This is a genomic window from Alteromonas profundi, from assembly GCF_010500865.1.
Taxonomy (GTDB): domain Bacteria; phylum Pseudomonadota; class Gammaproteobacteria; order Enterobacterales; family Alteromonadaceae; genus Alteromonas; species Alteromonas profundi.
In genome coordinates this window covers 40,002-66,025 of record NZ_JAAAWN010000009.1, presented here as the reverse complement: position 1 = coordinate 66,025, position 26,024 = coordinate 40,002, and the positions used below count along the sequence as shown (strand labels likewise).

Below are 26,024 nucleotides of genomic sequence, written 5' to 3'. Positions count from 1 at the left end.
CCTCGTTATCACGGGGCTTTTTTTATGAGAAAATAAGGTTCAATTACAAACGCCTTTTGGGTAAATAGAAGTAGCAAATGAATACACCTTGGTATAAACAGTTTTGGCCGTGGTTTCTAATTGCCGTACCGGTAATAACCCTTGTGATGGGTGGCGTATTGCTAAAGTTAGCAATATCGACCGAAGATAGCTTAGTCGTTGACGATTACTATAAAGAAGGTAAAGCAATTAACGCGACCTTAGATAAAGAATTAGTTGCACGTAAATTAAATATCACCACCGACCTCACCGTCAATGATGGCAGCATTTCGGTTAAGTTTCATTCTGGCATTCCGCAAGAAGGCAGTGCACTTAAGCTTAACTTTTACCATGTTACCTTGGAAGAGCGCGATACCAGTTTGCTGCTTTCTCGGGATGCCAATGGCATATATCGGGGGTCAGTTGACACGCCATTAACGGGTAAATGGCGGGTTTCTCTTACTCCTATTGATGAGAGTTGGAAAATACAGAATATCGTACTGCTTCCTCAGTCTGGCGCAATTAAGTTCAATCCGTAATGTCCCAAGCTCAATGTTATCATTGCGGGTTGCCTAACGACCGCAATCATAAATATGAAACCAAAATTTTAGGTGAAGTTCGCCAGCTATGCTGCCCCGGTTGCTTAGCGGTGTCAGAGGCCATAGTGGCAAATGGGCTGGAAGACTACTACCAGTTTCGTACCGAGCCTGCGCAAAAGTCTGATGACAGTATTCTTGAAACCCTTGATACGTTAAACGTTTACGATGAACCTGCCCTACAAGAAGAATTTGTTTTTAATGAAGGTAAAGACAAGCAAATACAGCTGACGTTAGAAGGCATAACCTGCGCTGCATGCGGTTGGTTAATTGAAAAGCAGTTGAGCAAAGTAGAGGGGATCAAACAAGTTGCAGTAAATGTACAAGAGCGTCGCGGATTAGTTACTTGGTCATCTAATACGATAAAACTTAGCCAAATTTTAGCAGTGTTAAAACGTATTGGTTATTCCGCATCGCCTTTTCACCCCGATGAACATGAAGCAAGTTATAAAAGAGAGCAAAAGTCCTTCCTTAAAAAGCTAGGGCTCGCCGGTATTATGACCATGCAAGTTATGATGCTAATGGCCGGGCTTTATTTTGATTGGTTTGGGGCTATTGAGCAGCAAACGAGACAATATTTTTACTGGGTAGCCTTAACGCTAACCACCCCTGTGGTTCTTTATTCTGGAAGTACTTTTTATCTAGGCGCGATAAAAGCGTTAAGTGCAAGAACCGTGAACATGGATGTACCGGTAACCCTTGCCGTTTTTGGTACTTATATAGCAGGTTTGCGCTCAACCTTACTCGAAGAAGGTGAGGTGTTCTTCGAATCTATTTGCATGTTCATTTTCCTGCTATTGTTAAGTCGGTTCTTAGAACATAGAAGTAGACACAAAGCGGCACAAATTTCTGCCAACATGATGCAATACATTCCGGTTTCCGCCACAAAAATTGATGCCCATGGAAGATTGACGCAGTGCTTAGCCAAACAGCTAGTGCAAGGTGACACCGTACTTGTAAAAGCCGGTGAAACCATACCTGTTGATGGGGTTGTTATTGACGGCAGTGCAACGGTTGATGAATCTATGCTTACCGGTGAGTTTAACCCTGTATTAAAACAGCAAACCGATGGGGTTTATGGTGGCACTGTAGCGCAAGACGGCTCCTTGTCAGTGCGGGTAACGCAAAGCCTTAAACACGCACTAGTTAACCAAATTGTGCGTTTACAGGCCAGTGCAATGGCAGCGAAACCCAAAGCCGCGCAACTGGCTGACACCTTTTCACGCTATTTCGTTATGGCGGTACTCCTAATTTCCGGCCTTACTTATGGCTTTTGGTCGTGGCAAAATAATGACAACGCGTTTTGGATAACCATAGCAGTATTGGTCGCAACCTGCCCTTGCGCTCTTGGCTTAGCCACGCCCTCGGCGCTTACTTGCGCCATGGCCAAACTGAATCGCCAAGGTATTTTGTTAAAGCGTGCCGATGCACTAGAGCAACTTACCGGCATAGACACCATTGCCCTTGATAAAACCGGCACCCTTACCCAAGGCGTTTTCTCACTTAAAGAACGCTGGTTTGCGAAAGGGGTTAACCCACAGCTTACTATGGCTATTGCCATTACCTTAGAAGCACGCTCTGAGCACCCTATTAGTCGTGCTTTTTCTGGCGACCCTACTCATACTATCGAGCACTTTAATGTTACACCCGGCGGCGGTATATACGGCGATATTAAAGGTACCCGTTTCTACCTTGGTTCAGCCTCTTTTTGTAATGTTAGTGATCAATCGATGATTCCGTTTGCCGCCAATGTATTTCTATGTGCAAAAAGCGCGAGCGCGGAAAACACCCTTATCGCGGCGTTTTTGGTTAGCGACAGTTTACGCAACGATGCCATAGAAACCCTTAATAGCTTAACAGCTCATCAGCTTATTGTGTTAAGCGGTGATACTCAACAAAACGTTGACAACTTGGTGTCTCAACTTCCTATTGAGTATGCAAAAGGCGGACTGTCCCCTGAACAGAAATATAATCAGGTACAGCAGCTTCAGCAAAACGGTAAGCATGTGCTAATGATGGGAGACGGTATTAATGATGCGCCAGTATTGGCCAGTGCTGATGTCGCGGTAGCCGTTGGAAATGCCACTGATGTTGCAAAAACCGCTGCTGATGTCATATTGTTAGGCGACAGCTTACAGTCGGTTCCCACACTGATGCAGGTGGCCCGTCAGGCCAAGCGCACAATAAGGCAAAATATCGCATGGGCAATAGGGTACAACATTCTTATACTTCCATTTGCCGTTTCAGGCTTGCTGCAACCTTGGATGGCCGTTGTTGGCATGTCGCTAAGCAGTATTATTGTGGTTACCAACTCCACTCGATTGTTGAGCAAATAATATGAGTATTATCTATGTGCTTATTCCCATCGCTATTATTATTGTAGCCGTGGCCGTTGTTATCTTTTTTTGGGCAGTAAGGTCGAATCAGTTTGAAGATTTAGATCGCCAAGGCTACAGCATATTGTTTGATGATGACCTTTCTCCAGAGGAGAAGGCCCTCGCTGAAGAGCGCAAACGGGTGCAACAACAAAAAGAACATCATGACGGAGATTAATTTTTTCTCTGCCTTTATTATTGGCATTGCGGGTGGCGTACATTGCGTCGGCATGTGTGGCGGGATAGTTGCTGCACTGAGAACCGTTACCCCCAAAGATGATGCCGCCTTTCCTTACACCCTCGCTTATAATAGCGGGCGCGTAATTAGCTATACGTTGGCCGGTGCATTAACCGGCGCCGTTGGTCAAATGGCTACTCATTTTGTGCCTATCGCCGCTCCGGCGTTATCACTTATAAGCGCCCTTATGTTGCTACTGTTAGCCTGCTACTTAGGTCAGTGGTGGACCGGGTTAACCCATATTGAATCGCTCGGCCGCGGTTTATTCAAAGCAATTCAGCCTATTTCAAAACGCTTTTTGCCTTTTAAATCGCCATGGCACGCCTTGCCCTACGGGTTTATTTGGGGCTGGCTACCCTGTGGGTTGGTGTATTCAACCCTTACATGGGCCCTCGCTTCCGGCAGTGCTTTAGAAGGCGCTGGCATCATGTTAGCGTTTGGGTTAGGTACTTTACCTACGCTTTTTGCCGCGAGTGCGGGAAGTGCATATATTATTCAAGGCTTTCGTCATCCTACAGTAAGACAAATTTGCGCAAGCCTTATGGCGCTATATTCATTATTTTTAATTTTTCGCGCATTTTAGTTTTCAGCGTAGTACCATTCATTACATGGTAACCAAGATTAACGCGTTATGAGCAGAGCAAGCGAATTTTCAATTCATTGTCAAAATTGCAGTTTTAGTCATTTGTGCCTCCCCGTGGCATTAAATAAAACTGAAATCGAATCGTTAGACGATATTATCGAACGTAAGAAGCCCTTTCATCGTGGTGATACATTAGTGAAAAGCGGCGACACCTTTCATTCGTTATTCGCAGTACGCACTGGCTCGTTCAAATCCTTTGTTACCAACCCCGATGGCGAAGAACAAATTACCGGCTTTCACTTTCCGGGGGATATCATCGGCTTCGACGCACTAAGGGAAAGTAAGCATCAAAGTTATACTCAAGCCCTTGAAACCGCGATGGTTTGCGAATTGCCATATGAAACCTTAGATGAGATGTCTGTTCAGTTTCCTAAGTTACGACATCAAATTATGAGTTTTATGAGCGCAGAGATTAAACAAGATCACGATATGATCATGTTGCTAAATAAACGCTCTGCCGAGGAGCGCTTGCTTTATTTTCTTGCCCACCTATCAAATAGATTTGAAGAGCGGGGTTTCTCACATCGAGAATTCCACCTTACTATGACCCGTAACGAAATTGGCAATTACCTAGGGCTAACCATAGAAACGATTAGTCGTTTGCTAAGCCGTTTCCAAAAAGAAAAGATTATTAAGGTAGATGGAAAACTCATTACCATTATTGATTTCACCGCCCTTAGTCAAAAATTATCTCATGTGCCCATAATAGGTAAGGTATGTAATAGTTAATACTAATTGCTGATCGACTTCCCATGTAATTTCCTATCGCTTTGAAAAAAACCTATTACACTTAATAAGTGACAAGGTAAACGCAATAAAGGTCAGCGGAATTATGATTAACTACCACCATATTCTAGCGGTTGTTGAAGCAGACAGGGAAACCCAACCTGCGTTAAGTAGAGCCAAGGAAATCGCAACAAAGACGGGGGCGAAAGTCACTGCTATTTCCGTGGTCTACGATCTCTCCTATAACATGACGACTATGCTTAGTCCTGAAGAGCGCGATGCTATGAAGGACGCGGTAACCTATGAACATGCCAGCGGGTTGTCAGACAGTTTAAATGAGATGGGTTTTAGCGATATCGACATTGTGGTTCAATGGAATAAGCGCTCCTATGAAACCATTATTCGCTACGCTATAGAGAACGATATCGACTTAGTAGTAAAAGCCACTAAGCGCCACGATGACCTTGCCTCGGTTATTTTTACACCTACCGATTGGCATTTGCTTCGAAAATGTCCAAGCCCTATCCTGCTGGTCAAAGAACATGATTGGCCCGAAGGCGGGGAAATTATAGCTGCAGTAAACGTGGGCAGCGAAGACCCCGACCACGCTAAACTTAATGATAAACTTACCGTTATTGCAAACGATTACGCCGCATTGCTAAGCGGTAATGTAAATTTGGTTAATAGCTACCCCTCCACCCCGTTAAATATTGCTATTGAAGTGCCTGAGTTCGATCCAGACAGCTATAACAATGCAGTAAAACACCATCACAACGAGGAAATGGCTGCCCACGCAAGCAAGTTTGATATTGCTCGCGACCGCTGTTTTGTTAAAGAAGGGTTACCTGAACACGTTATCCCAATGGTTGCCAAAGACATCGACGCTGAACTTGTGGTTATTGGCACCGTAGGTCGAATAGGTTTATCTGCGGCGCTTATCGGCAATACCGCTGAGCACGTAATAGATGAGTTAAATTGCGATGTGTTAGCAATTAAGCCTGAAGGGTTTGTTTCGCCCTTGGCTAACAAATAGCGTTGGTTGTCCCCTGGCGGTAACATTGGCAAGCTCTATAGGCCCGCATATTGTCACAGTAGTAAAAACTGAGTTGAAAAACCGTATTTGCACCATGGTTACGCCCCGTAAGATTAATGTATAATAGTGGCTTTCGCAGTAACTAAGCCAGAAATATTATGAGCGCAAGCACGAACAGTGCAGACGTGGCACCGCTGACCCCGTCGCAAACAAAACAAAAATACAGTTTTAATAAATTACAAAAGCGTCTTCGCCGTAATGTTGGTAAAGCTATCGCTGACTTCGGCATGATTGAAAATAACGATAAAGTTATGGTGTGCCTGTCAGGGGGAAAGGATAGCTACACCATGCTCGATATTCTCATGTTTTTAAAGAAGATCGCACCTATTCATTTTGACATCGTGGCGGTTAACTTAGATCAAAAGCAGCCAGATTTTCCAGAGCATATCTTGCCAGAATATTTAGACGAGCTTGGGGTTGAGTATAAAATTGTAGAAGAAGACACCTACTCTATTGTAAAAGATAAGATCCCAGAAGGTAAAACTACCTGTTCGCTATGTTCGCGATTACGCCGCGGCATCTTATACCGCACAGCAAAAGAGCTCGGCGCCACGAAAATAGCCCTAGGTCACCATAGAGATGACATGCTAGAAACGTTTTTTCTTAACATGTTTCATGGTGGTAAGCTTAAATCAATGCCCCCTAAACTGGTAAGCGATAATGGCGAGCATATCGTCATTCGGCCCTTAGCTTATTGCAATGAAAAAGACATTGTTAAGTATTCCCAAGCGGTCCAGTTTCCCATCATTCCATGTAATTTATGTGGTTCACAAGAGAACCTTCAACGTCAAAACGTAAAAGCAATGCTGCAAGACTGGGACCGTCGATTTCCAGGCAGAATTGAGTCTATGTTTACTGCTTTACAAAATGTCGCACCCTCCCACTTAGCAGATAAAGATCTCTATGATTTTAAGGGGATTAAAACCCAGGATAGCCCGGTGGACGACGGTGATATTGGTTTCGATCCACCCAGTTTTAACAATAGCACTGCTACAGTAAATAACGACGTACACATTGTGAATATTATGGAACCTAAGTAAATGAAAATTGGCATAGCATTAGGCGCAGGCGCTGCCCGCGGTTGGACCCATATAGGTATAATACAAGCGCTTGAAAAATTAGGGATAAAAATAGACGTAGTGGCGGGTTGTTCTATCGGTGCTTACGTTGGTGCTGCCTATGCCAGTGGAAAATTAGATGGCCTAAAAGAATGGTCATGTTCGTTAAGCGATTGGCAAGTATTGGCCCTTATGGGTGTGGGTTTACGCCGCGGCGGCTTAGCAAGCGGGCAAAAGGTATTTGATAAACTTGCATCAGAATTCTGCGCAGCGACCTATGAAGAAATGGAAAAGCCATTTGCGTCTGTGGCTACCGATTTATATACCGGTCGTGAAGTGGTGTTTAGCGCAGGGGCCGTGGGCGACTCTATTCAGGCATCGTGTGCTATACCCGCTTTGTTTGCACCTGTTCAGCATCAAGATCGCTGGTTAGTTGACGGTGCCGTGGTAAACCCCGTGCCGGTTAACCTTTGCAGGCAATTAGGCGCCGATTTTGTTATCGCGGTAAATTTAAATGCAGATTTCAGACCCCTTCGTTTAGAAAAACTTCGCCAAGATCACGAAGACAATCAACGCAAAACAGAAGACTTTTTCACAAAAAGCCAAAATGTCTTACGTCAGTGGTTTTCATCTGACAGCAAACAAGAAGACATTGAGCAAGCTCAAGCTCAAGCTGAAGAAGGCAAAGTAGTTGCAAACGCAAAAGTAACTGAGGAACAAGCGCAGTTAGAAGTAGCACTTGAAGAGGCACAGGAAAAAGCGCTTAAACCGGTGATACCGCCTATTAAAAAACGAAACCCGCCAGGTATTATGAGTGTTATGAGCAGTTCCCTTGAAATTATGCAAGCCCGGGTAACACGATCTCGATTAGCTGGCGATCCGCCCGACATACTTATCGAACCTCAACTTACTGATGTGGGCATTATGGAGTTTCACCGCGCTGAAGAATTGTGCGCCAAGGGTGAGGAAACCATCAACCGCTTGGCGGAACAAATACGCTTTCAGCTATTAACTTGATGCTATAGCGGTGATACGAAGGGGCGGCTGGGGCAAGCTAACCCCTTTCTCTTGTTCAAGCCACTCTTTATTCAGCTGCAATACCCCATTATTTATACTTACGCCTTGCGGGGTAATATAGTCGAGGTTTTTATCGCTAAATTGCAGCATAAGACCATTTACAGAGGGCATCATAAAAGATAAAAAGCTCCCCATCTCATTGAAGAATGCCTCATATTGCTGGTATAAAAACGCTAACTCGTCGTGGCTATATTCTGTTTTGAGATAATCTGGGCGGGTTTCCAGTTGAACCGACATATCGCAGTGATTAGCAGCCTCAGCTAAATCAATACGGATAACCGCGTTAGCGAGCTTTAGTGCCTTTTCTGTGGGCACAGTAAAGCGGTTTTCTTCACTCACTGGTAAGGCCATGGTTTTTTTATCAGTTACAATATCCGCCTGATTAATTTCGCACAGACGTCCTTCACCTACCCGTAAAAAACCAAAAGCAAATTGCAGTGCCTGAGTATCCTCGTTATCAAGCTTTTTAACGTGGCTATAAAATCGACTGTATTCCACATCAATGGTTTCTGCCTTCACCATAGGCGCTAGTATTGCCGCTATAGCTAAAGAAAGTAATAATTTCATTCGGTTAAAAACTCCTCGTTAAACCGGATCATTTGTTGTAGCTCATCTACATATGCCGCCCCGCGTTCTGAATAATTCATTAAGCCTTCAGCTAAGGCAACACCTGAGATAGGTATTTGATTGGCGCGTAGTCGGCTTCGTATTTCACGTAAATCTTCGTAGGCATCATGCCTATTTAAATTGCGCATATAGGTGTAAGTTGCGCGGGATAAACTCTCAAACTTCGCCACTTCATGGCTAGCGCCATCGTTTCGTCGGTTAGGAACAAAGCCACATCCCTTACTAAAACACCATAAACCAAAGAAGTTATAGCCCTGCCTTGCGAAACGGCTTGTTCCCCAAGCCGACTCATTGGCCGCCTGTACCAATACCAACTCTACGGGCAATATATCCACCTTTTCGAGTAAATCTAATAGGCGCAGGTTAAGCGGCTGGGCCGATTTAACTCTGTACTCTTCTTCTAGCCAATCAAGCCGAGCAATATCTTCATCAGATAAAGCTTCATCTGTAATAGCCTTGCGATAAAGCGATTGAATGTAATGTCTTAGGGTTAGAATGTAGGTATTTTGTTTTTCAACTTCGGGGCGAAGATAGTTAAAAAATGCCGCTTTTTTTTCTTTTACATCGGTGTAAGCAGTGAAATCTGGAACTGGCTTTTTCGCCTCTTCGGTTTCTGGAATATCGAGCAAGGAGGGCTCGCGCTTAGTAAATATAAGCGCATTTATCACAATGACCGATAACACCATTAAGGTGATTAAGACAATTTTTAAGGTTTCGCGTTTATGCATCGAAGCTTGATTCATTTTTATTGAGTGTCTTTGCTTCCGTGCGTACCTCGCCTCCCCCTATAAGCTCTTCGTATAACAGACCAACTAAACTGAAATACAAAGGCATTATCCAAATTAGAGAGAGCCCTAGCGTGAAAGGTACAGTGACAAAAAGCACCGCCATCACTAAAAATAGCCCAGTTAGCTGGTACCAATACGCATTAAATACCTTACATGACAAAATGATAGCACTCAGCGGTGTAAGAGACTTGTCTACCACCAGAAGCAGTGAAAACGAGGTTGCCATCCACAAATATACGCCAGGCACAATAAGTAACACTAATCCAAGCTGAACAATAATGCTGTTCACTAATTGCGTAAGCGCCAATACAAAAATAAGCGGGATGTACTTAAATACGCTAAATACGGTTGTTTTTATCCCACGAGCGTGAAGCGCGCCCATCATATACAAACCAGAGATTAATGGCGCAACAATAAATACCACAACAATTTCAATAATAGACTGGTGTTCAATAGTGAAGGTATTGTCTTCATTAACGGTAATGTACTGTTGGGTTATAGCACCCATTACCACGAAGACCAGCAGTATCATTAGACAAGCTTGGAATAAACTCGCAAAGTTGGCTTTGGTAAGTTGATTTGCTTTCATGAAAAGCGCTTTTGCATCAAACTGATAACCGCCTTTAAGGCTTCGCTCTAGACGAGACTCTTGCTGACTATCTTGATGTTCAGGCATGTTGTTATTTGCCACAAATTCCTCTTATACGTCGCGTTGACTAACCGGCGCATTGTACAACAATGATAAGGCTTAGCCCAACTTACAAACGCGTAAGCCGATTATATGATCAGCAACCACGTACAATAGTTCATGCTCCAACCCCAATTGTAGACGTTTTTTATCCAATAACGAGTTTTGTGGCCAAGCCCACAAGCAAGACCCCCATGGTTCTATCTAACCAATAACCTTTTTCGCCAATAAGTTGGGCAACTTTGCTGGTACTGAGTAAGTAAGATAAAAAGCAAAACCATAGTCCAGTTGCCACTGCAAGGTATACCCCATACCCCGCTTTAACCATCATAGGAGTATTTACATCAATGATGGCAGTAAATAGCGATAAGAAAAAAAGCGTTGCTTTGGGGTTTAAACCATTGGTGAGAAAGCCTGTCCAAAACGCTTTTTTTACTGTTATGGGAGGAAGTTTTTTATTCACCTGAGTACGTGGATCACCATTTTCAGACGGCCCGCTACGCAGCGCCCCAACGGCTAAGTACAGTAAATATGCAGCAGCGAGGTAACTTATAGTGGTAAATAGCCAAGGCGTAGACGCAATAATGACACTCAATCCCACCAATGAATAAGCGACATGAAGTAAAATAGCAAGCCCAATACCTATACTGGTATACATTGCAATTCTTCGCCCATACGCCACGCTATGCCTTACCACTATGGCAAAGTCTGGACCAGGGCTTGCAACAGCAACTAAATGAACCAACGCTATCGTGATAAATTCGTTTAAGTATTCCATTAGCGAGACTCTGCTATCAGTGAGTTATTAATAATTTTGTGGGTAATATCTGGAACGGTTTGAGATGCCATGCCGGTAAACGACGCATCGAAAAGCGCATTGCTTGCACCGGGTTCAAGGTTTGCCTCCACGCAATACGCGCCAGCTTGTTTTGCAATTTGAACAAATCCGGCTGCGGGATATACTTGGCCAGACGTTCCAATTGCTATAAAAATGTCAGCTTGGCTAAGGGCTGTATAGATTTCTTCCATATACATAGGGACTTCTCCAAACCAGACTATATCGGGCCGAAGTACTGGCTTCAAACAGCAAGGACAAGGGGTAGTGTCATCAAAACCGTCTTCCCAATAAAAACGCTTTTCACTCTCACTACACCGGGCGGACAAAAGTTCGCCGTGCATATGAACTACACTGGGGCTACCAGCCTGTTCATGCAAATTATCAACATTTTGAGTAACCAGTGTTAGCTTGTTACCTAACTTTGACGCCAACGAGGATAACGCATGGTGGGCGTGATTGGGCTTTACATTCTGCCCTTGTAACTGTGCGCGACGCGCATTGTAAAAGCGGTATACGAGCGATGGATTGCGCGCAAAAGCGTCGGGGGTAGCCACATCTTCTACCCGATGATTTTCCCACAAACCGTTGCTGTCACGAAAGGTTTTTAAACCCGATTCCGCTGAAATACCTGCGCCAGTAAGCACCACTACACGGGGTAAGTTGTTCATATTCTGTTATCCGAAACGTTACCTTCTCTACGCACTAACGATAGGAAAGTCTAAAGATGCGCCCCACTGCGACCAAGAACCGTCATACACAGAAACAGACGCTGCGCCACACATACGTGCGGCTAAGGCCACAATACAGGCAGTTACCCCAGAGCCACAGGTACATATAATGGGTGTTTGAAGATCTATGCCTGCGTTGTCAAATACTGCCTTTAGTTGGCTAACAGGCTTATAAAAACCCTTGTCGAGCAGCGCAGCATAAGGAACATTAAACGCGCCTGGCATATGTCCGCTTTTCACGCCCGCACGAGGTTCTTTTGCGCGGCCAGAGAAACGCTCGGCGCTACGTGCATCAACGAGCTGGGTATCACTATCAATAGCCTGTAGTACCGCTGAGCTATTTACAAACCAATTCGCTTGGGGGCTACCTTCGTAAGGGAAATTAGATACAGGGTGCTTCTCACCTTTGGGTAACGCCGCGGCTTCCCATGCTGGCTGACCGCCGTTTAATATACGTACGCTCTTGTGACCAAGCGCCTTTAACATCCACCAAACACGCGGGGAGCAGAAAATACCTCGGGTGTCATAAACCACCACATCACTATTTTCTGTAATGCCAAGCTTACTAAGATATAACGCTAAATCAGCGGCTTCGGGCATGCTATGGGGAAAACCTGTAGTATGGTCGCTGCCCTCGCCATCTAAATCTACGTCTACTGTATTGGGTAACACGAGTGCAGTACGAGCGTCAGGGGTTTGTGTAACGGGGTCGTCCATTAAAGCGCGAATAAGCACCAAAGGTTTATGCTTTAATTCAGCGGCGAGTTCTTGTGCAGATATAAGTGTGGATGTCATCGTCTAAAAACCTAAAACGCCCACGGGGTTGCCGTGGGCTAAACACTAGCAATTATAATACTGCAATTGCAGCTTCATAGTCTGGCTCTTCAGTGGTCTCAGCAACCTGTTCTGTGTGAATTACCTTGCCGTCTGTATCAATAACAACAACGCTACGAGACATTAAACCTGCAAGTGGCGCAGATACAAATGTAACGCCGTAGTCATCACCAAAACTAGAGCGGAATGTAGAACCTGTAACCACATTTTCAATGCCTTCAGCACCACAGAAACGCGCTGCTGCAAATGGAAGGTCGGCTGAAACACAAATAACTTGGGTGTTGTCTAAGCTCGATGCTTTTTCATTAAACTTACGCACTGATGTAGCGCAGGTTCCAGTATCTACTGAAGGGAAAATATTTAAAATTACGCGCTTTCCTTTTAGCTCGGCTAAAGTAACTTCACCTAGGTCGGCTTTCACTAATGTGAAGTCTGGCGCCGCTTGGCCTACTGCGGGTAGCGCGCCTTTTGTTTCTACTGGGGAACCTTGAAACGTAACTAATGACATTCTTATCTCCTTAATTTAATGAAAATGCACTGTAAGTGCTAATACTTATAGGGTGCAAGCCCCTTATTAGCCCACTTGAGATTTAGCAAATTCAATTTTATGACTTAAATGAGGTTTCCCCATCAAGTAATGATGACGAAACACGCTAAAATAGTGCGCCAGTGCTTGCGCGGCACTCTTCTCTCCTGCTAAATCTAACACACTCACCCCCACCTCTGCAGTACAGTGTTGGAATCCATGAGACGATTCACGCAATAAATAATTCGACGCTATATCGGGTGATACCCCTAACACTGGAATATTGTCCAAATAGGGGCTTTTACCGAACATTTTTCTCGCTTCCCGCCACGTGCCATCAAGGAATATAAACAGGGGTTTTTTATTGTTCACTTTATTCAGCGTATGAATACAGCGAGGAGGCGCAGCATACTCGTGGGGAAACACTACTATTGGTTGATAACGCGGATTACGCAATAACGCGAGTAGCGACTTATCCGGCTCGGTGCGATGCCATAAAAAGGCGTAATTTTCTGCTACCACATCGGCGATGAGTCGCCCCGTATTTGTAGGCTTGTAATACTCCCCTTTATACATAATAAACACCACCGCGCAATCTGTCAGAGGAGAAGGCTTGAACTGACAAATACATTGGGGGCTGGGTAGAAGGCACTGCTCGCAGCGCACAACCTTGCTGCCCCGCGCGTGGAAAGGGCGTTGCGCGCGGGCTAGTTCGTCGGCGCGCAATTGCATAATAGAATTGGTTAACATTGCTGAATTTACTACTGTGGGTTACGCTGCATTATATCGTAACAATACCATTATTCGGGGTTTATTGCCTTTTTAGGGATATATACATTATGCTGAGTTAAACTGTTTTAGGCCAACACTTTGATAAATGTTGGCTTAAATCCCCAATAGATAATCTCCATCTAGAGCGTAAATGAACTCACTTTACTGCTTAAACTCTGTGCTTCTGCTTTGAGTTCCGTCGCTTGTTTTAAGCTTTCATCTGCGCCTACGGCAAGTTCATCCGTAACATCCTTAATGGCAGTAATATTCTGCGTGATCTCTTCAGTAACATAGGTTTGCTGTTCGGCGGCGGTGGATATTTCACTGGCCATATCGGTAATAGAGGCCACCGACTCATTTATTTGTATTAATGCCTCGCTAGCATTATCAGCATGCTGAACCGTTTTATCAGCTTGGGCTGAGCTACTGCTCATAATGCCAACGGCACGGGCGGTTATTCCTTGAAGCGTTTCGATAGTAGATTTAATTTCTTCTGTGGACGCGTGGGTGCGCTGAGAAAGTACCCGCACCTCATCGGCTACTACTGCGAAGCCACGGCCTTGCTCCCCAGCTCGAGCAGCTTCAATAGCAGCGTTTAACGCAAGTAAATTTGTTTGTTCTGCAATGCCTTGAATGGTTGCTATAACCACCGAGATTTCCTGTGCATGCTTATCTAATTCAGACACCACATTGCTAGCGCTTGACAGCTCTTTCGCCAAGTGAGTGATTGCTTGGCGCGTTGTCATCACCAGGGTACTGCCGTCTTTCGTAATCTTCGACGAGTCTGTAGCTACCTTTGCAGCTTGCTCTGCATTTTGCGCTATGGCTTGCGTTGCTGACGCCATTTCGGTAACAGAAGTGGCAACCATAGATATATCATGCTGTTGTTGTGCTAGTTTTGAGGCCGATAATTCAGCGCGATCTTCACTGCTATTTGACTGCGCCGTTAACCCTTGTGCTTGAGTTTGAATATGTAATATTAACTCATGCAACTTCGCCACAAACCGATTGAAATCATTCGCTAAGTGACCTACTTCATCGTTAGCGTCTATGTCGATGCGCTTCGATAAGTCGCCACTCCCATTAGCTATTTGGGATAAAGCCGCAGCAACATTTTGTAACGGCCTAAATAGTATGTTGCATAAAACATTAAAAAGAACAATACACACAATAACTAATAGAACTGTAACACCTAGTTGCTTGTACAACTGGTTGTAAATAGGCGCGACTAAAGAGCGGTAGTTGATAGCAACAACCGTGACCAACGCGGTGTTTTCAATAGGAAGTGCGAACATCTCTACCTCCTCCCCGTCTATGTCTACTAAATTATTAGACGTAGCCCCTATCACCTCTCGAATTTGCGTTCTATTTATACCTAGGGTTTCAACCGATTTGTTCAACAGCGAAGTATCTGGATGAGAAAAAATGTAACCGCTTTCATTTGCGATAAACATAAAACCTTCTCCAGGCAGAATAACTTGCTCCATGGTAGTTAAAATATCAGTAATTTCTACGTCAGCACCAAGAATAAACTGGCGGTTAAATAAGGATTGTGCTTTACCTAATGACACTACATTCGCGCCGGTTGCTGCGGCAACAGTAGGGTTATCGATGAACACATCTGACGGGTTTTTAGCGGCATTTTTATACCATCCCCACTGACGTGGATCGTCATTGCCAGCGGGTAGTACGACGCCATTAGCATTTTGTTGTGTACCATCATCAAATGCAGCAAACACGTTGTCAAAACCCGCAGAGTTTTTTAATTGCTGCAGATGCACAACTAAATTATCTTCTTCACCCCCTTGTGGTAGAGACATAAGTGCATTCTCTTTCGACGCCAACCAATCACTAACATATTGGTTATAAGAGGTCATAGAGCTATTAACACGTTCATCCACTAAGAGTTTAAGACGGTCGAGAGACGACTGTAACGACAACACACTGACAGTAACGCTGCTTACGATAATGGCAAAGCTGGCTGAAATCGCGAGTTTATTTTTCAACGACATATTTTTTAGCATAATGCTCCCTGCGGAAACGGCTCTTAAAAACAAAAAGACGATAAATAACCTCACCAATAGAGGTTGAGATTCATACACTGGGCAAACTAAGCAAAAGCCGGCGTATTATTAACCGTTCATCGGCACACCCGTGCATAGCGTGTTAATATAACGTTAACCTATTGTCATTTCACTTATTTTTTTGTATTTCGGGATAAATCAAGAGATCGGGAAGATGTGTCAGATCAATATAGTATAATGCCGACGAACAGTATTTTACTCAAAACGAGCTTTCGCGTTTATGGGGTAGAACCTGAAAATTACAGAATAAGAGTGATGACCCATTGCGGATGGGATGGTGTTATCAATAGGGTAAGATGAGTGCTGATTCCCCGTTTATGGGTGTCCACTTCCCCATTAATGAGACAGTGCTGAATTAGAGTTTTCTAGTTTTGCTCGGTAAGCTGCCGGAGGCAGGTTACCGAGACTTTCATGTGTTCTTTCTTCGTTATAATCCAGTCGCCAGAACCAGGCCATTTCTCTTACTTGATTGAGATTTTCAAACAAGTAAGCATCCAGAAACTCTCTGCGGAATGAACCGTTAAAGCGTTCAACAAAGCCATTTTGCTGTGGCTTACCTGGCTGGATATATACCAGTTCAATATTATTGGTTTCACACCAATCTGTTAGCATTGCCGAAATTAGCTCTGGGCCATTATCCATACGCAGCTGAGTTGGTAATCCTCGCTCAGCCTTAAGTTGTTCTAACACGCGTACGACACGGCCAGCGGGCAAAGACGTATCGACCTCTATAGCAAGGCATTCCCTCGTGCCTTCATCCACCACATTCAGAGTTCTGAACCGTTTGCCGCAATATAACGTGTCATGCATAAAGTCCAACGCCCATTGATGATTAACCTGATCCAGCACTTCCAGTGGCTGGGCTATTCGCTTGGGCAGTACCCGTTTAGTTCTGCGCCGCAGGTTCAATCCCATTTGGCAGTAAACACGATAGACGCGCTTGTGGTTGAAGCGAAAGCCTTTGAACCGCATTCGGCCAAAACACTTCCAGAAGCCTGCTCGTGGCGACTTCTCCAAAACCGCATTGATGGCATCAATGACAGCAGCATCCGCTTTGCGCCAGTCTCTCTCTGGACGATAAAAGGTCGCACGGCCAATACCAACAAACAGACAGGCCTTTACGATACTTAGTCCCGCATCAACTAGGATGCTGACGCACTCTCGTTTCTCTGCTGTCACCAACCCTTTTTTGCGACAAGCTCCTTAATGGCATTATTTTCTAAGCTGACATCTGCAAACATCTTTTTAAGCTTGGCATTTTCTTCTTCAAGCTCTTTCAATCGTTTGACGTCAGACGCTTCCATGCCGCCGTACTTGGACTTCCAATTGTAATAGGTTGCGCTGCTGATACCGTGTTGACGGCAGACTTCCTCAACCTTCATACCTGCATCAACTTCTTTTAACACCCCAATGATCTGAGATTCTGTGTAGCGTGATTTTTTCATAGTCGTCTCCTGCATTAATCATTGCAGAAAACTCCAATTAAGTCTGTCTCAGTTTAGGGGAAGTGGACATGGGGTAGAGCCATGACGCAAAAAGAAATGGTGCCGGGGCCGGAGATAAAAATTAGAATTAAGGCATTGTTTTAAATTAATTATTTTAAACGAAACCCAAAGTTATAGCACCATATGTAGCACCACTTTTTAGAAACTGAAGTCTCAAATTTTAGGTGTCTATTCTTCAGTTTCTTATGAAAAGTTATTATATAAATTTTTGTCTTATCTCCTCAATTTGCTGGTGTAGTAACTTCGCAGCTTTCTGGATATTCTAAACCAAACTTCTGACCAACTATTTCTAGCCGAGGAGTTGAGCCGTATATGTTCATGCCGTATCGATAATAAAAGCTCTAAATAGGGTTCCTTGATGTCATCATGTATCTTTTCGCACGTATCCTCATTGATTCTTTTCAGAGCTAAATATGCTCTCTTGACACTTTCCGGATTCATCAAAATCATATCTTGGCAAATCTTTTGTATTACTCGGCTAACAAGTGAGATGTTTTCAGTGACATGAAACAAAATTCTATTAGATTTACTTTCATACTCGATATGCTTTAAATGAAAAACTGGGGATTGGTAGTTGATATGCTCATCAAAGATTCTGGACTGTGTTGTCTTCTCATGCGATGAGTATGCTTCTCTTACCTTCCTGCAATAATCCTTTTTCTCATTTTCCTCCGTGATGTGTGCCGGTATGACAAAAGAAGCTCCATAAACTCTCGCACTGCTTGTTGAAACTCCAAATGGCTTTTCAATCGTGTTTCGGTAATGGAAAACAAGTAAATCACAAGCGTCATGATATACCTTATCTAATACCTCTAATTTCTCGTTTTTGTTATTAAATCTCGATTGTTTAATAGCGAATAGAAGACTTAGCAAAGATACTGCAAGACTTCCTGATGAAATTAAAATTGCAATGTGGGACTTTTCGGACGCTTATGTCAGCCTTCTCATTTTGCAGAAAATCTATTTAGGAACTGTATTAATCAATTGAATCAAGAATGAGTACATGCTGTTTCCTACTACACCGTAAACTCCGTTTTTGACTAGGGCAGAAAAACTCAAAAATCCATTGCGATCATTTTGGTATAACTCTTTAACTTTTCTCTCTATGAGATCAGATACTTCATCGGGTAGTTCTCGATGTTTAAATTCATTTATGGTTTCAATTAATCCATTGGGAAGTTGTTCCTGCTTTGAAATCAGGCTAGCCATACTTTTGTTCGTGCTACTTAAGCCATCAGACAAAGATTTTTGAAGTCTATAAAGTTGCTCTTCAACCCTATCTAGACGCAATTTGTAATCACTATTCTGCTCTTGGTACATCAATAACAATCGTTCGTTTTGACGAATTTCCAATGCGGCTGTCTCAAGCTTTAGTTCCAGCTTTTGTACATTCAACTCATCCTGCAGGAATTGCGATGGACTCTTAGCGCCAATTATTACGTCTCCGTATTCGTCCAATGTTTTTTCTAACTTTTCAATATGACCGTTTACAGTTTCAATAGTAAGTACAACCGAATTTGATAGCTGCTCGATTTTGAAATTTGCATTAACATCTGAATGCTTTTGCTTAATTATTTCTCCAAAGTAAGACAAAATAGATAAACCTGCACTGGCCTGGTGCGGAGCAAACTCGATTGTCCTCACTACTTCAGCATAAAACTCATAGCCATTCACATCAAAATCGATAGGCAGTTCTTTTAAGCCAGATAGTGTAATAAAGACTTCAAGTTCGTCACTCATTTCTAAGTCGATAATAGTTCCCATAACTACCGTAATTTGTTCATTGAGTATCGCTTTAATTGCATTTCCGACACTCTCCAATTCATCGATAGAGAAATCGGGACCGCACGTAATAACAGCAAGTATCCCCTTAGCTGTTGAAGTGTCAGCGCCGTTTTTTTCCGAATTAATTATTGCGTTTTGCGCGGCTTGTTGAGCTCTATTTTCACCGGAGCTAACGCCAGCGCCTACTGCGCACGGTCCCATGCTTTCCAATACAGCCCTTACATCTTCGTACTCTATTTTTAACAAACTAGGTTTGAACAGTGCGCCAGACGTACCTGCTATCAGTGAATAGAAATATTTATTTGAATCCTCAAAAAGATTTGATTGAAGCTTTCCATCTTTATTGTTTTTAAAAGAGTCGAGGAAAAGATCATTTTCTATAAGTAATAAAGAATCGGTAACTTTCGCTAATTCTGCATACGCTTTAAGGGCCACCCCTTTTTTTCCGCGGCCTTCAAAACCAAAAGGAAGTGAAAACATACCAACACAGAGCGTACCTATCTGTTTTGCCAACTTGGCGATATACGGAGAACAACCACTTCCTGTTGCACCACCTAGCCCAGCGACTACAAATATCAAATCAGCTTCATCTATTAATCTAGTCAACTCCGAATGCTTTTGTTCAATAGCTCGATTTGCATCACTTAGGTTGTTAACTCGATTGCAGTCGTCTCGCAGAATTATTTTGAAATTCTCTTGCGAATCCAAGCTCTCTAAAAAGTCGTTTTCTGCATGGATATATACAAGCTCTATGCTCTCATCTATTTTAAATTTCGTATTCGAAAGTAATCTGCAGCCTACAGTTCCAACGCCAAATGCTCGAACTTTGATATTCGGTTTGTCTTCAGTTTCCACCAGCTCAAACACTTGCAACCTCCACTTTGATAGTAGCTATAGCACGACGATAGCGTCCTGATAATTTATTATTGCTGCGACTTTGTGAACTTATTCGTCAAGTCATGCATATTAGGCATTGAAGGGCCGTTTTCGTTAGTTAGCAGCCCTGTTTCAGAGCGGCTGAACAGTGCTTGTAAAACAATATCGCGCGACTCCTTGTCAACTTTTGCATCCTCTGTGAGAGATAAGTACAAATACGTAAGTTGTTCTCTTTCTTCTGCATCTCGCATCAAATGAAAAGAGCTAAATGATAGCCTTGCAAGTACACGTGCTAAAAACGCAAAAATAGCTGCAATTGCACCAAAAAGCACTATTCCTTGTAGCGAGCCCAAGTTCAGGGGCTGCTCGCCTCTTAGTAGCCATAGTTTGAAGAAGTCTGTTAGGACATAAATGCCGGATGATATTAATAGTATGAGAATGAACGTAAAAACAATACCTTGGATCTGTAACTTTGAGGCAGACTTTTTCCAATATGACGCAGGTTTTTCTAGTCTTAGCTTCTCTTGATAGGTATGTTCAAGTTCATTAATTCTCAACTCCCATTTCTCAACTTTCTGACTATATTTTTCGCCGATTCGAACTGCTTCTTTCTTTGCCAAACTTTTATAGGCTTTGTGACGTCTTGCAGTCCTCTTTTCTAGTCTTTGACTCCAGCTATCATAGCTTTTTTCCGTAAGTTGAATCCAATCTTCAAAATCCCGCTTAGACTTCTCAGTTTCTGCTAAAAAGCTCTCATTGGCCTCTTCAAACTGCCTCCTTATCTTTGATATAGAAGCTCGCTCTGCTTTTCTTCTTTTGACCAAGTCAGAGTCCTGATAAGCAAATTCATAGCCCATTAGTTGACCATCAAACAATGACTTACCGATATTTGAAAGAGTACCGTTGGCCACATAGTCTATAAATGCGTTAGCGGTTTCAGCGTTTTTCGTAGATAAAATATCTAGAAACTGGTGTACATATTCGTGCCCTGACCACAACCAACTATTCTTTCGATTATTGAATATACTGCGTTGCAATCTGCTCAACTCTTGTTGGACTTCAGTATCTTCTAAATGAACTTTATTCTCGATTACTTCCACCTTTGCTAGATAGTTATCGAATATTGAAGAAGCATCAAAAATAGCGTGATTCAGCTTTTCATTTGAAAGCCCGTTTCTAACCTCTTTCCAAAACTTTGTTTCTTTATTGAGAAACCGTTTTAGCTCTTTTAGAGAGGAAAACGAAAAACTTTCTCCAGATTTATCACTTATTGAGATATGAATCGAATGATCCCTTGGCATGGAAACTCCTTGTAAAAGAATATTTGCACTACTTAATACAAATTTGCACTTTAAGATTTACACAAGTAGAAACTGCAAAGATTAGATAGCTCTGATAAATGTACAGTTTTTTCTAATATTTGCACTATTTGCACTTTTTGCAGTCGAAATATACCTATCTAACCCCGTGCCCCTTATTCTTTTGCTTTCACGCGAAGAGAAGCCCGATTCGACACACACTGTTTTAGTCTTGCCTTAATGAGTATGAACACCTATAACGAGGTAAAAATCAGTTACCCTTTGAGTAATATTTATAAATTAGGTCTGGTATACAATACCTTAGTGCAAACGTTCGATTTAATGGGCCGATATACCCACCATTAAAACGAACCAAAGATAATAACTCGAACTAAATATGAATTCACACATCATTTAACCCATAGATTTAATTGAAGTTATACCAATTACAATATAACCCCCCTTTGAAATTTTCTATAGCTGTTAAAGATACGCGGTTCCGTGTGCCGTACCCCCCCCCTTTCCAAAAGGACCCGTGAAGGCTCTTCATCATTAACGGAGGACAGCCGCATTCATTAAACTGATTTTGCGAAGAATCATTTAATGGAGAGTACAGATGTCCCACGCAGGTACTATTTTAGGCATAAGTGAGTTAGAAATAGAACGTGTTCATCGACATGATTTTATTGAAGTGTGGGCAAAGCCTACTAAAAAGCCTCTATGCAAGCATTGTGAGAGTCGACATTTACGCATAAAAGCTACACATAAGCGCACTGTAAAGCACAAGCGTCAAGGTAATCAGGTGCTAACGCTATATTTAAAGGTGCCTAAGTATCATTGTCGATGCTGTGGTCGTTATTTCAGGCACCCTTTTGTTGGGATTCGGCCTCGCTATAGGGCATCGGAGTGCTTCCGCTTGGAAGTCTTTGAAGCGCACCACGGCGGTGTTACGCAGCGTGGTATCTCACGCACACATCGCATTAGTCCAACTACGGTAGAGCGTTGGTACCAATCTCATATCAGCCAAAAATATAAAGAGATTATCAGTCGCCCCTGCCCCGAGATGTTGGGCATAGACGAACACTTCTTCACGCGCAAAAAGGGCTACGCCACTACGCTAGTGGATTTACGTAACCGCAACGTTTTTGATGTGAAGTTGGGCCGTTCTGAGCTGAGCTTACGCAGCTATCTACGCCATTTACCCGGCAAAGAAAACGTGCGACTCATCGCTATGGATTTGTCCGAAACATATCGCAGCATTGCTAAAAAGTACTTTCCTAACGCGACAATCGTCGCTGACCGCTTTCATGTCGTGCGATTGATAAACCATGATGTTTTGGAAGCATGGCAAATACAGCACCCCGAGGGGAGAAAGAATCGTGGCTTACTGAGTTTAATGCGACGGCATCAATGGCGACTAAACGAAGATAACAGAGCAAACTTAGACCGTTACTTGGCGAACTACCCCGTCCTACGCGCATTGTATATAACGAAACAAAAGCTCATCCGTTTCGTGCTGATGAAAACGATGAACCAAAATCGGATGGAGAAAAAATTACCTCAATTTTTAGAGTTACTAGCACAGCTGCATCAAAGCCCACTCAAAGCCTTAGCGAAGACCTTGACGTCCTGGCTACAACCGATAGTGGCAATGTGGCGCTTTACTCGCAACAACGGTATAACAGAAGGCTTCCACAACAAAATGGAAATGATATCGAGAAGAGCGTATGGTTTTAGAAACTTTGAAAATTACAGAATAAGAGTGATGACCCATTGCGGATGGGATGGTGTTATCAATAGGGTAAGATAAGTGCTGATCCCCGTTTATGGGGTAGAGCCTAGAATTTTATGAAATATAGAAATGGTGCCCGGGGCCGGACTTGAACCGGCACGCTGTTACCAGCGAGGGATTTTAAATCCCTTGTGTCTACCAATTTCACCACCCGGGCATCGGGTTGCTTTTCAGCAAAGGTGTCAGGCGTAGAACCTGATGCTGCAAGGCAGCTTATGGAGGCGGAACCCGGAGTCGAACCGAGATCCACGGATTTGCAATCCGCTGCATAGCCATTCTGCCATTCCGCCCTACTAGCTATTGCATTTTAGATTTTGGAGCGGGAAACGAGATTCGAACTCGCGACCCCGACCTTGGCAAGGTCGTGCTCTACCAACTGAGCTATTCCCGCACTCTTAAATCTTACATTTCGTTTCGGTGATGTCCTCTCGAAATGTGGGGTGCATTCTACCTGCAACCGCCAAACTGTCAATACGAAAAACAGTGAAATTTAAGGAAAATTCGCATTTTTAGGTTCGTTTGCTTTATTTTTATTCACTTTGTTTATAACGCGATCAATTTGCTTTATTTATTTGACCACTTAAGTGTGGCCACGCCGCTTTGGTGTACACAACCATTGACCATAAAGACAGCACAGCGGCAATGTAAAGCAGACCATGACCTAATGAAACCCAATAAATCGGAAAACCTAAAAAGCTCTCAAGTCCCGACAGCAAACCAATAATGGCTAACATTTGTGCAGTTGTTTTTGCCTTGCCTATAAAAGATACTTTTACTGCTTCGCGAACGCCATTATGCGCCATCCACTCTCGCAATGCAGAAACGTAAATTTCTCGTACTAATAATATTATTGAAGGTATGGTAATCCATAAACTCGCATAGCTATGCGTTATCATTAATAACGCCGCGCCTACAATTAGCTTATCCGCTACGGGGTCGAGAAAAGCGCCAAAGGGGGTAGATTGCTTTAGCTTTCTTGCCAAATAGCCATCAACCCAATCAGTGATTGCCGCTAGCCAGAAAACAAATGCCCCCGCCTCATGAGCCCAGCGCCAGTCAAGAAAATAAATGGTTACAAATACAGGTATAAGAATGACTCGGAAAAGCGTAATTAAATTTGGAACAGTCCACATAAAAAATCTCATTGTGTGCCATTTCTGGCAGGTTTAGCGCCGCATGATTGCGTTTTCTATCTATACAGTAACGTAATTAACTGAAGAGTTCGCGGCAATGTATATATTATTGATGCAAGTGATCGTAGATAACATCTGCCAATTCGCGGCTAATGCCAGGCACACCGGCTATTTCATCTTTACTGGCTTTTTTAAGACCCTGCAAGCCGCCCATATATTTAAGTAAGTTTTGTCTGCGTTTTGCGCCTACTCCCGGTATAGTTTCTAAACTTGATGTCGTTTTTACTTTTTGCCTGCGGTTTCTATGCCCAGTGATAGCAAACCTATGAGACTCATCGCGAATATGCTGTACTAGATGAAGCGCCGGCGCGTGACTGTCCATAGGAACTACTGCGTGACTGCCTGCTAAGATTAATGTTTCAAGCCCGGGTTTACGTGTGGTCCCTTTCGCAACACCAAGTAACATGGGCTTTTTATCATGAGGCCAGTCTTCAAAAAACGACTCAGCTTGAGCCAATTGTCCCTTCCCACCATCAATTAACAGTAAATCTGGAATTTTCTGTACTTCTTTAACGGATTTGTATCTACGTTTTAGCGCTTGGGCCATTGCTGCGTAATCATCACCCGGCGTAATACCTTCAATATTATACCGCCTATAATCACTTTTTAGTGGGCCTTCGCGGTTAAATACCACACAAGAGGCTACCGTTTGTTGGCCAGACGTATGGCTTATATCAAAGCATTCCATTCGTTGAATGGGCGAATCTACTTCAAGTGCTGCTTCTAAATCTACATAGCGGGCGAAAACAGATTTTTGAGCACTGTATTGGCTCTCAAGCGCTGTTTCTGCATTAGCTTGCGCAAGCTGTAAATAACGGCGTTTTTCATCCCTAGCCCCCTTAAAGAAGGTGACCTTATGAGATGCTTCCGTTGTTAATAAATCTGTAATGGCAGCTTCATCGCTAAGAGGTCGAGGTAGTACTATTTGTTTCGGGATAACTTTATTACCAGCCAAATAAAACTGAAGAAAGAAGGATTCAAACACTTCTTGTTCGTCTGCTGTAGAGGGCACTTTTGGAAAGAATGCTTTACTACCAAGCAGTTGGCTATCGCGTATAAACATTACCTGTATACACGCCATGTTACCTTTTAGCGCGAACCCAAATACATCCATCTCATCTTGCGTACCAGACACCCATTGGCGTTCTTGTACTTTTCGTAAGGCATTAATTTGATCGCGATAACGAGCTGCTGCTTCAAAGTTTAGTTGTTCGCTAGCGCGTTCCATTTTCTCCACCAACGAACCTATCACCTGCTGGTTTTTCCCATTTAAAAACAGCGTAGCTAATTTAACCTGGTCAGCATATTCTTCATCGCTTACATAACCTTCTACACACGGTGCACTGCATCGCTGCATTTGATACTGCAAACAAGGGCGGCTTCGCGCGCGATAATAACTGTCTTCACACTGGCGAACCGGAAATATTTTCTGCATGGATCGTAAGCTTTCTCGCACTCCCCATGCGCTGGGATAAGGGCCAAAATATTGGCCTTTCTTTTTTTGCGGCCCGCGATGAAAAGACAACCGTGGGTGCTGGTGGTCGGAGAGAAAAATAAACGGGTATGATTTGTCATCCCGCATAACCACGTTATAACGAGGTTTGTATTTTTTTATAAAATTATTTTCAAGTAGAAACGCTTCGGTTTCACTGTTAACCACGGTAACGTCCATATCCGCTATTTGGCTTACCAAAGAACGGGTTTTCGCATTATCGACTTGAAGGCGAAAGTAACTGGACACACGCTTTTTAAGGTTCTTGGCCTTACCGACATAAATGACTTCTTGCTGGGCGTTATACATACGATAAACGCCCGGCTGGGAGGTAAGGTTTTTTAAAAACGCGGCAGAGTCGAACGTAGACATAAC

The 26,024-nt window shown here is 43.3% G+C and carries 23 protein-coding genes and 3 tRNA genes; 9 read left to right on the top strand and 17 right to left on the bottom strand.

The features are described from left to right. The first annotated feature begins 77 nt into the window (after positions 1 to 77). The 8 genes from GTH32_RS08615 to GTH32_RS08580 all read left to right on the top strand — a co-directional run bounded on the left by GTH32_RS08615 (position 78) and on the right by GTH32_RS08580 (position 7,764). Positions 78 to 557, top strand: coding sequence for a FixH family protein (locus GTH32_RS08615; RefSeq protein ID WP_163084826.1), 480 nt, complete (start codon positions 78 to 80; stop codon positions 555 to 557). Next, positions 557 to 2,950 carry a heavy metal translocating P-type ATPase gene (locus GTH32_RS08610; RefSeq protein ID WP_163084825.1) on the top strand — a complete coding sequence of 798 codons (2,394 nt, stop codon included), beginning with the start codon at positions 557 to 559 and terminating at the stop codon, positions 2,948 to 2,950. The genes GTH32_RS08615 and GTH32_RS08610 overlap by 1 nt, the downstream gene beginning before the upstream one ends. Before the next feature lies 1 nt (position 2,951). Further along, positions 2,952 to 3,167: a cbb3-type cytochrome oxidase assembly protein CcoS gene (ccoS, locus tag GTH32_RS08605; RefSeq protein ID WP_163084824.1), complete on the top strand. Its 216-nt coding sequence runs from the start codon at positions 2,952 to 2,954 to the stop codon at positions 3,165 to 3,167. Further along, positions 3,154 to 3,810, top strand: coding sequence for a sulfite exporter TauE/SafE family protein (locus GTH32_RS08600; protein ID WP_163084823.1), 657 nt, complete (start codon positions 3,154 to 3,156; stop codon positions 3,808 to 3,810). The genes ccoS and GTH32_RS08600 overlap by 14 nt, the downstream gene beginning before the upstream one ends. A gap of 48 nt (positions 3,811 to 3,858) precedes the next feature. Beyond that, a complete protein-coding gene (gene fnr / locus GTH32_RS08595) occupies positions 3,859 to 4,599 on the top strand; it encodes a fumarate/nitrate reduction transcriptional regulator Fnr (RefSeq protein WP_163084822.1) in 741 nt (246 codons plus the stop codon). A 103-nt stretch (positions 4,600 to 4,702) separates the two neighbouring features. Beyond that, positions 4,703 to 5,629 carry a universal stress protein UspE gene (uspE, locus tag GTH32_RS08590; protein ID WP_163084821.1) on the top strand — a complete coding sequence of 309 codons (927 nt, stop codon included), beginning with the start codon at positions 4,703 to 4,705 and terminating at the stop codon, positions 5,627 to 5,629. Positions 5,630 to 5,787: 158 nt separating this feature from the next. Further along, positions 5,788 to 6,729 carry a tRNA 2-thiocytidine(32) synthetase TtcA gene (gene ttcA, locus GTH32_RS08585; RefSeq protein WP_163084820.1) on the top strand — a complete coding sequence of 314 codons (942 nt, stop codon included), beginning with the start codon at positions 5,788 to 5,790 and terminating at the stop codon, positions 6,727 to 6,729. Continuing rightward, positions 6,730 to 7,764 carry a patatin-like phospholipase family protein gene (locus GTH32_RS08580; RefSeq protein ID WP_163084819.1) on the top strand — a complete coding sequence of 345 codons (1,035 nt, stop codon included), beginning with the start codon at positions 6,730 to 6,732 and terminating at the stop codon, positions 7,762 to 7,764. It abuts the gene before it with no gap. Here the strand turns inward: GTH32_RS08580 and GTH32_RS08575 are convergent. The 12 genes from GTH32_RS08575 to GTH32_RS08520 form a co-directional block, all read right to left on the bottom strand. Next, on the bottom strand, positions 7,756 to 8,391 hold the full coding sequence (locus GTH32_RS08575) for a DUF2987 domain-containing protein (RefSeq protein ID WP_163084818.1): 636 nt from the start codon (positions 8,389 to 8,391) through the stop codon (positions 7,756 to 7,758). The genes GTH32_RS08580 and GTH32_RS08575 overlap by 9 nt on opposite strands. After that, entirely contained in the window at positions 8,388 to 9,179 is a 792-nt protein-coding gene (locus tag GTH32_RS08570) for a glucosaminidase domain-containing protein (protein WP_163084910.1), read from the bottom strand. The genes GTH32_RS08575 and GTH32_RS08570 overlap by 4 nt, the downstream gene beginning before the upstream one ends. After that, entirely contained in the window at positions 9,172 to 9,930 is a 759-nt protein-coding gene (locus GTH32_RS08565; protein ID WP_343033410.1) for a YciC family protein, read from the bottom strand. Before GTH32_RS08565 ends, GTH32_RS08570 begins: the two co-directional genes overlap by 8 nt. 145 nt (positions 9,931 to 10,075) lie before the next feature. After that, on the bottom strand, positions 10,076 to 10,705 hold the full coding sequence (locus tag GTH32_RS08560; RefSeq protein WP_163084817.1) for a LysE family translocator: 630 nt from the start codon (positions 10,703 to 10,705) through the stop codon (positions 10,076 to 10,078). After that, positions 10,705 to 11,433, bottom strand: coding sequence for a Sir2 family NAD+-dependent deacetylase (gene cobB, locus GTH32_RS08555; protein WP_163084816.1), 729 nt, complete (start codon positions 11,431 to 11,433; stop codon positions 10,705 to 10,707). Before cobB ends, GTH32_RS08560 begins: the two co-directional genes overlap by 1 nt. 27 nt (positions 11,434 to 11,460) lie before the next feature. After that, entirely contained in the window at positions 11,461 to 12,288 is an 828-nt protein-coding gene (locus GTH32_RS08550; RefSeq protein WP_163084815.1) for a sulfurtransferase, read from the bottom strand. 52 nt (positions 12,289 to 12,340) lie between these two features. Beyond that, on the bottom strand, positions 12,341 to 12,835 hold the full coding sequence (gene tpx / locus GTH32_RS08545) for a thiol peroxidase (protein WP_163084814.1): 495 nt from the start codon (positions 12,833 to 12,835) through the stop codon (positions 12,341 to 12,343). Positions 12,836 to 12,901: 66 nt separating this feature from the next. Continuing rightward, positions 12,902 to 13,585 carry a tRNA-uridine aminocarboxypropyltransferase gene (locus GTH32_RS08540; RefSeq protein ID WP_163084908.1) on the bottom strand — a complete coding sequence of 228 codons (684 nt, stop codon included), beginning with the start codon at positions 13,583 to 13,585 and terminating at the stop codon, positions 12,902 to 12,904. A gap of 179 nt (positions 13,586 to 13,764) precedes the next feature. Further along, entirely contained in the window at positions 13,765 to 15,648 is a 1,884-nt protein-coding gene (locus GTH32_RS08535; RefSeq protein WP_163084813.1) for a methyl-accepting chemotaxis protein, read from the bottom strand. 396 nt (positions 15,649 to 16,044) lie between these two features. Then, positions 16,045 to 17,153 (bottom strand): IS3 family transposase gene (locus GTH32_RS08530; RefSeq protein WP_246223191.1). Its coding sequence is split into 2 segments (ribosomal slippage): positions 16,045 to 16,901 and positions 16,901 to 17,153, totalling 1,110 coding nucleotides; the frame shifts between segments, so codons are not numbered across the junction. A gap of 1,020 nt (positions 17,154 to 18,173) precedes the next feature. Continuing rightward, a complete protein-coding gene (locus tag GTH32_RS08525; RefSeq protein ID WP_163084812.1) occupies positions 18,174 to 19,865 on the bottom strand; it encodes an FtsZ/tubulin family protein in 1,692 nt (563 codons plus the stop codon). A gap of 56 nt (positions 19,866 to 19,921) precedes the next feature. After that, complete coding sequence (locus tag GTH32_RS08520; RefSeq protein WP_163084811.1) at positions 19,922 to 21,175, bottom strand: DUF6161 domain-containing protein; 1,254 nt, start codon at positions 21,173 to 21,175, stop codon at positions 19,922 to 19,924. Positions 21,176 to 21,788: 613 nt separating this feature from the next. On the opposite strand from GTH32_RS08520, the gene GTH32_RS08515 reads away from it, so the two are divergent. Then, a complete protein-coding gene (locus GTH32_RS08515; protein WP_163084810.1) occupies positions 21,789 to 22,982 on the top strand; it encodes an ISL3 family transposase in 1,194 nt (397 codons plus the stop codon). Between the two features lie 52 nt (positions 22,983 to 23,034). Here GTH32_RS08515 and GTH32_RS08510 read toward each other — a convergent pair. The 5 genes from GTH32_RS08510 to uvrC form a co-directional block, all read right to left on the bottom strand. Then, positions 23,035 to 23,121 (bottom strand) — tRNA-Leu (locus tag GTH32_RS08510). Between the two features lie 59 nt (positions 23,122 to 23,180). Beyond that, positions 23,181 to 23,254: transfer RNA gene (locus GTH32_RS08505), tRNA-Cys, on the bottom strand. Between the two features lie 25 nt (positions 23,255 to 23,279). Continuing rightward, a tRNA-Gly gene (locus GTH32_RS08500) sits at positions 23,280 to 23,355 on the bottom strand. 163 nt (positions 23,356 to 23,518) lie between these two features. Next, positions 23,519 to 24,097: a CDP-diacylglycerol--glycerol-3-phosphate 3-phosphatidyltransferase gene (pgsA, locus tag GTH32_RS08495; protein ID WP_163084809.1), complete on the bottom strand. Its 579-nt coding sequence runs from the start codon at positions 24,095 to 24,097 to the stop codon at positions 23,519 to 23,521. Positions 24,098 to 24,203: 106 nt separating this feature from the next. Continuing rightward, positions 24,204 to 26,021, bottom strand: a complete 1,818-nt coding sequence (uvrC, locus tag GTH32_RS08490) for an excinuclease ABC subunit UvrC (RefSeq protein ID WP_163084808.1) — start codon at positions 26,019 to 26,021, stop codon at positions 24,204 to 24,206. Positions 26,022 to 26,024: the final 3 nt, after the last annotated feature.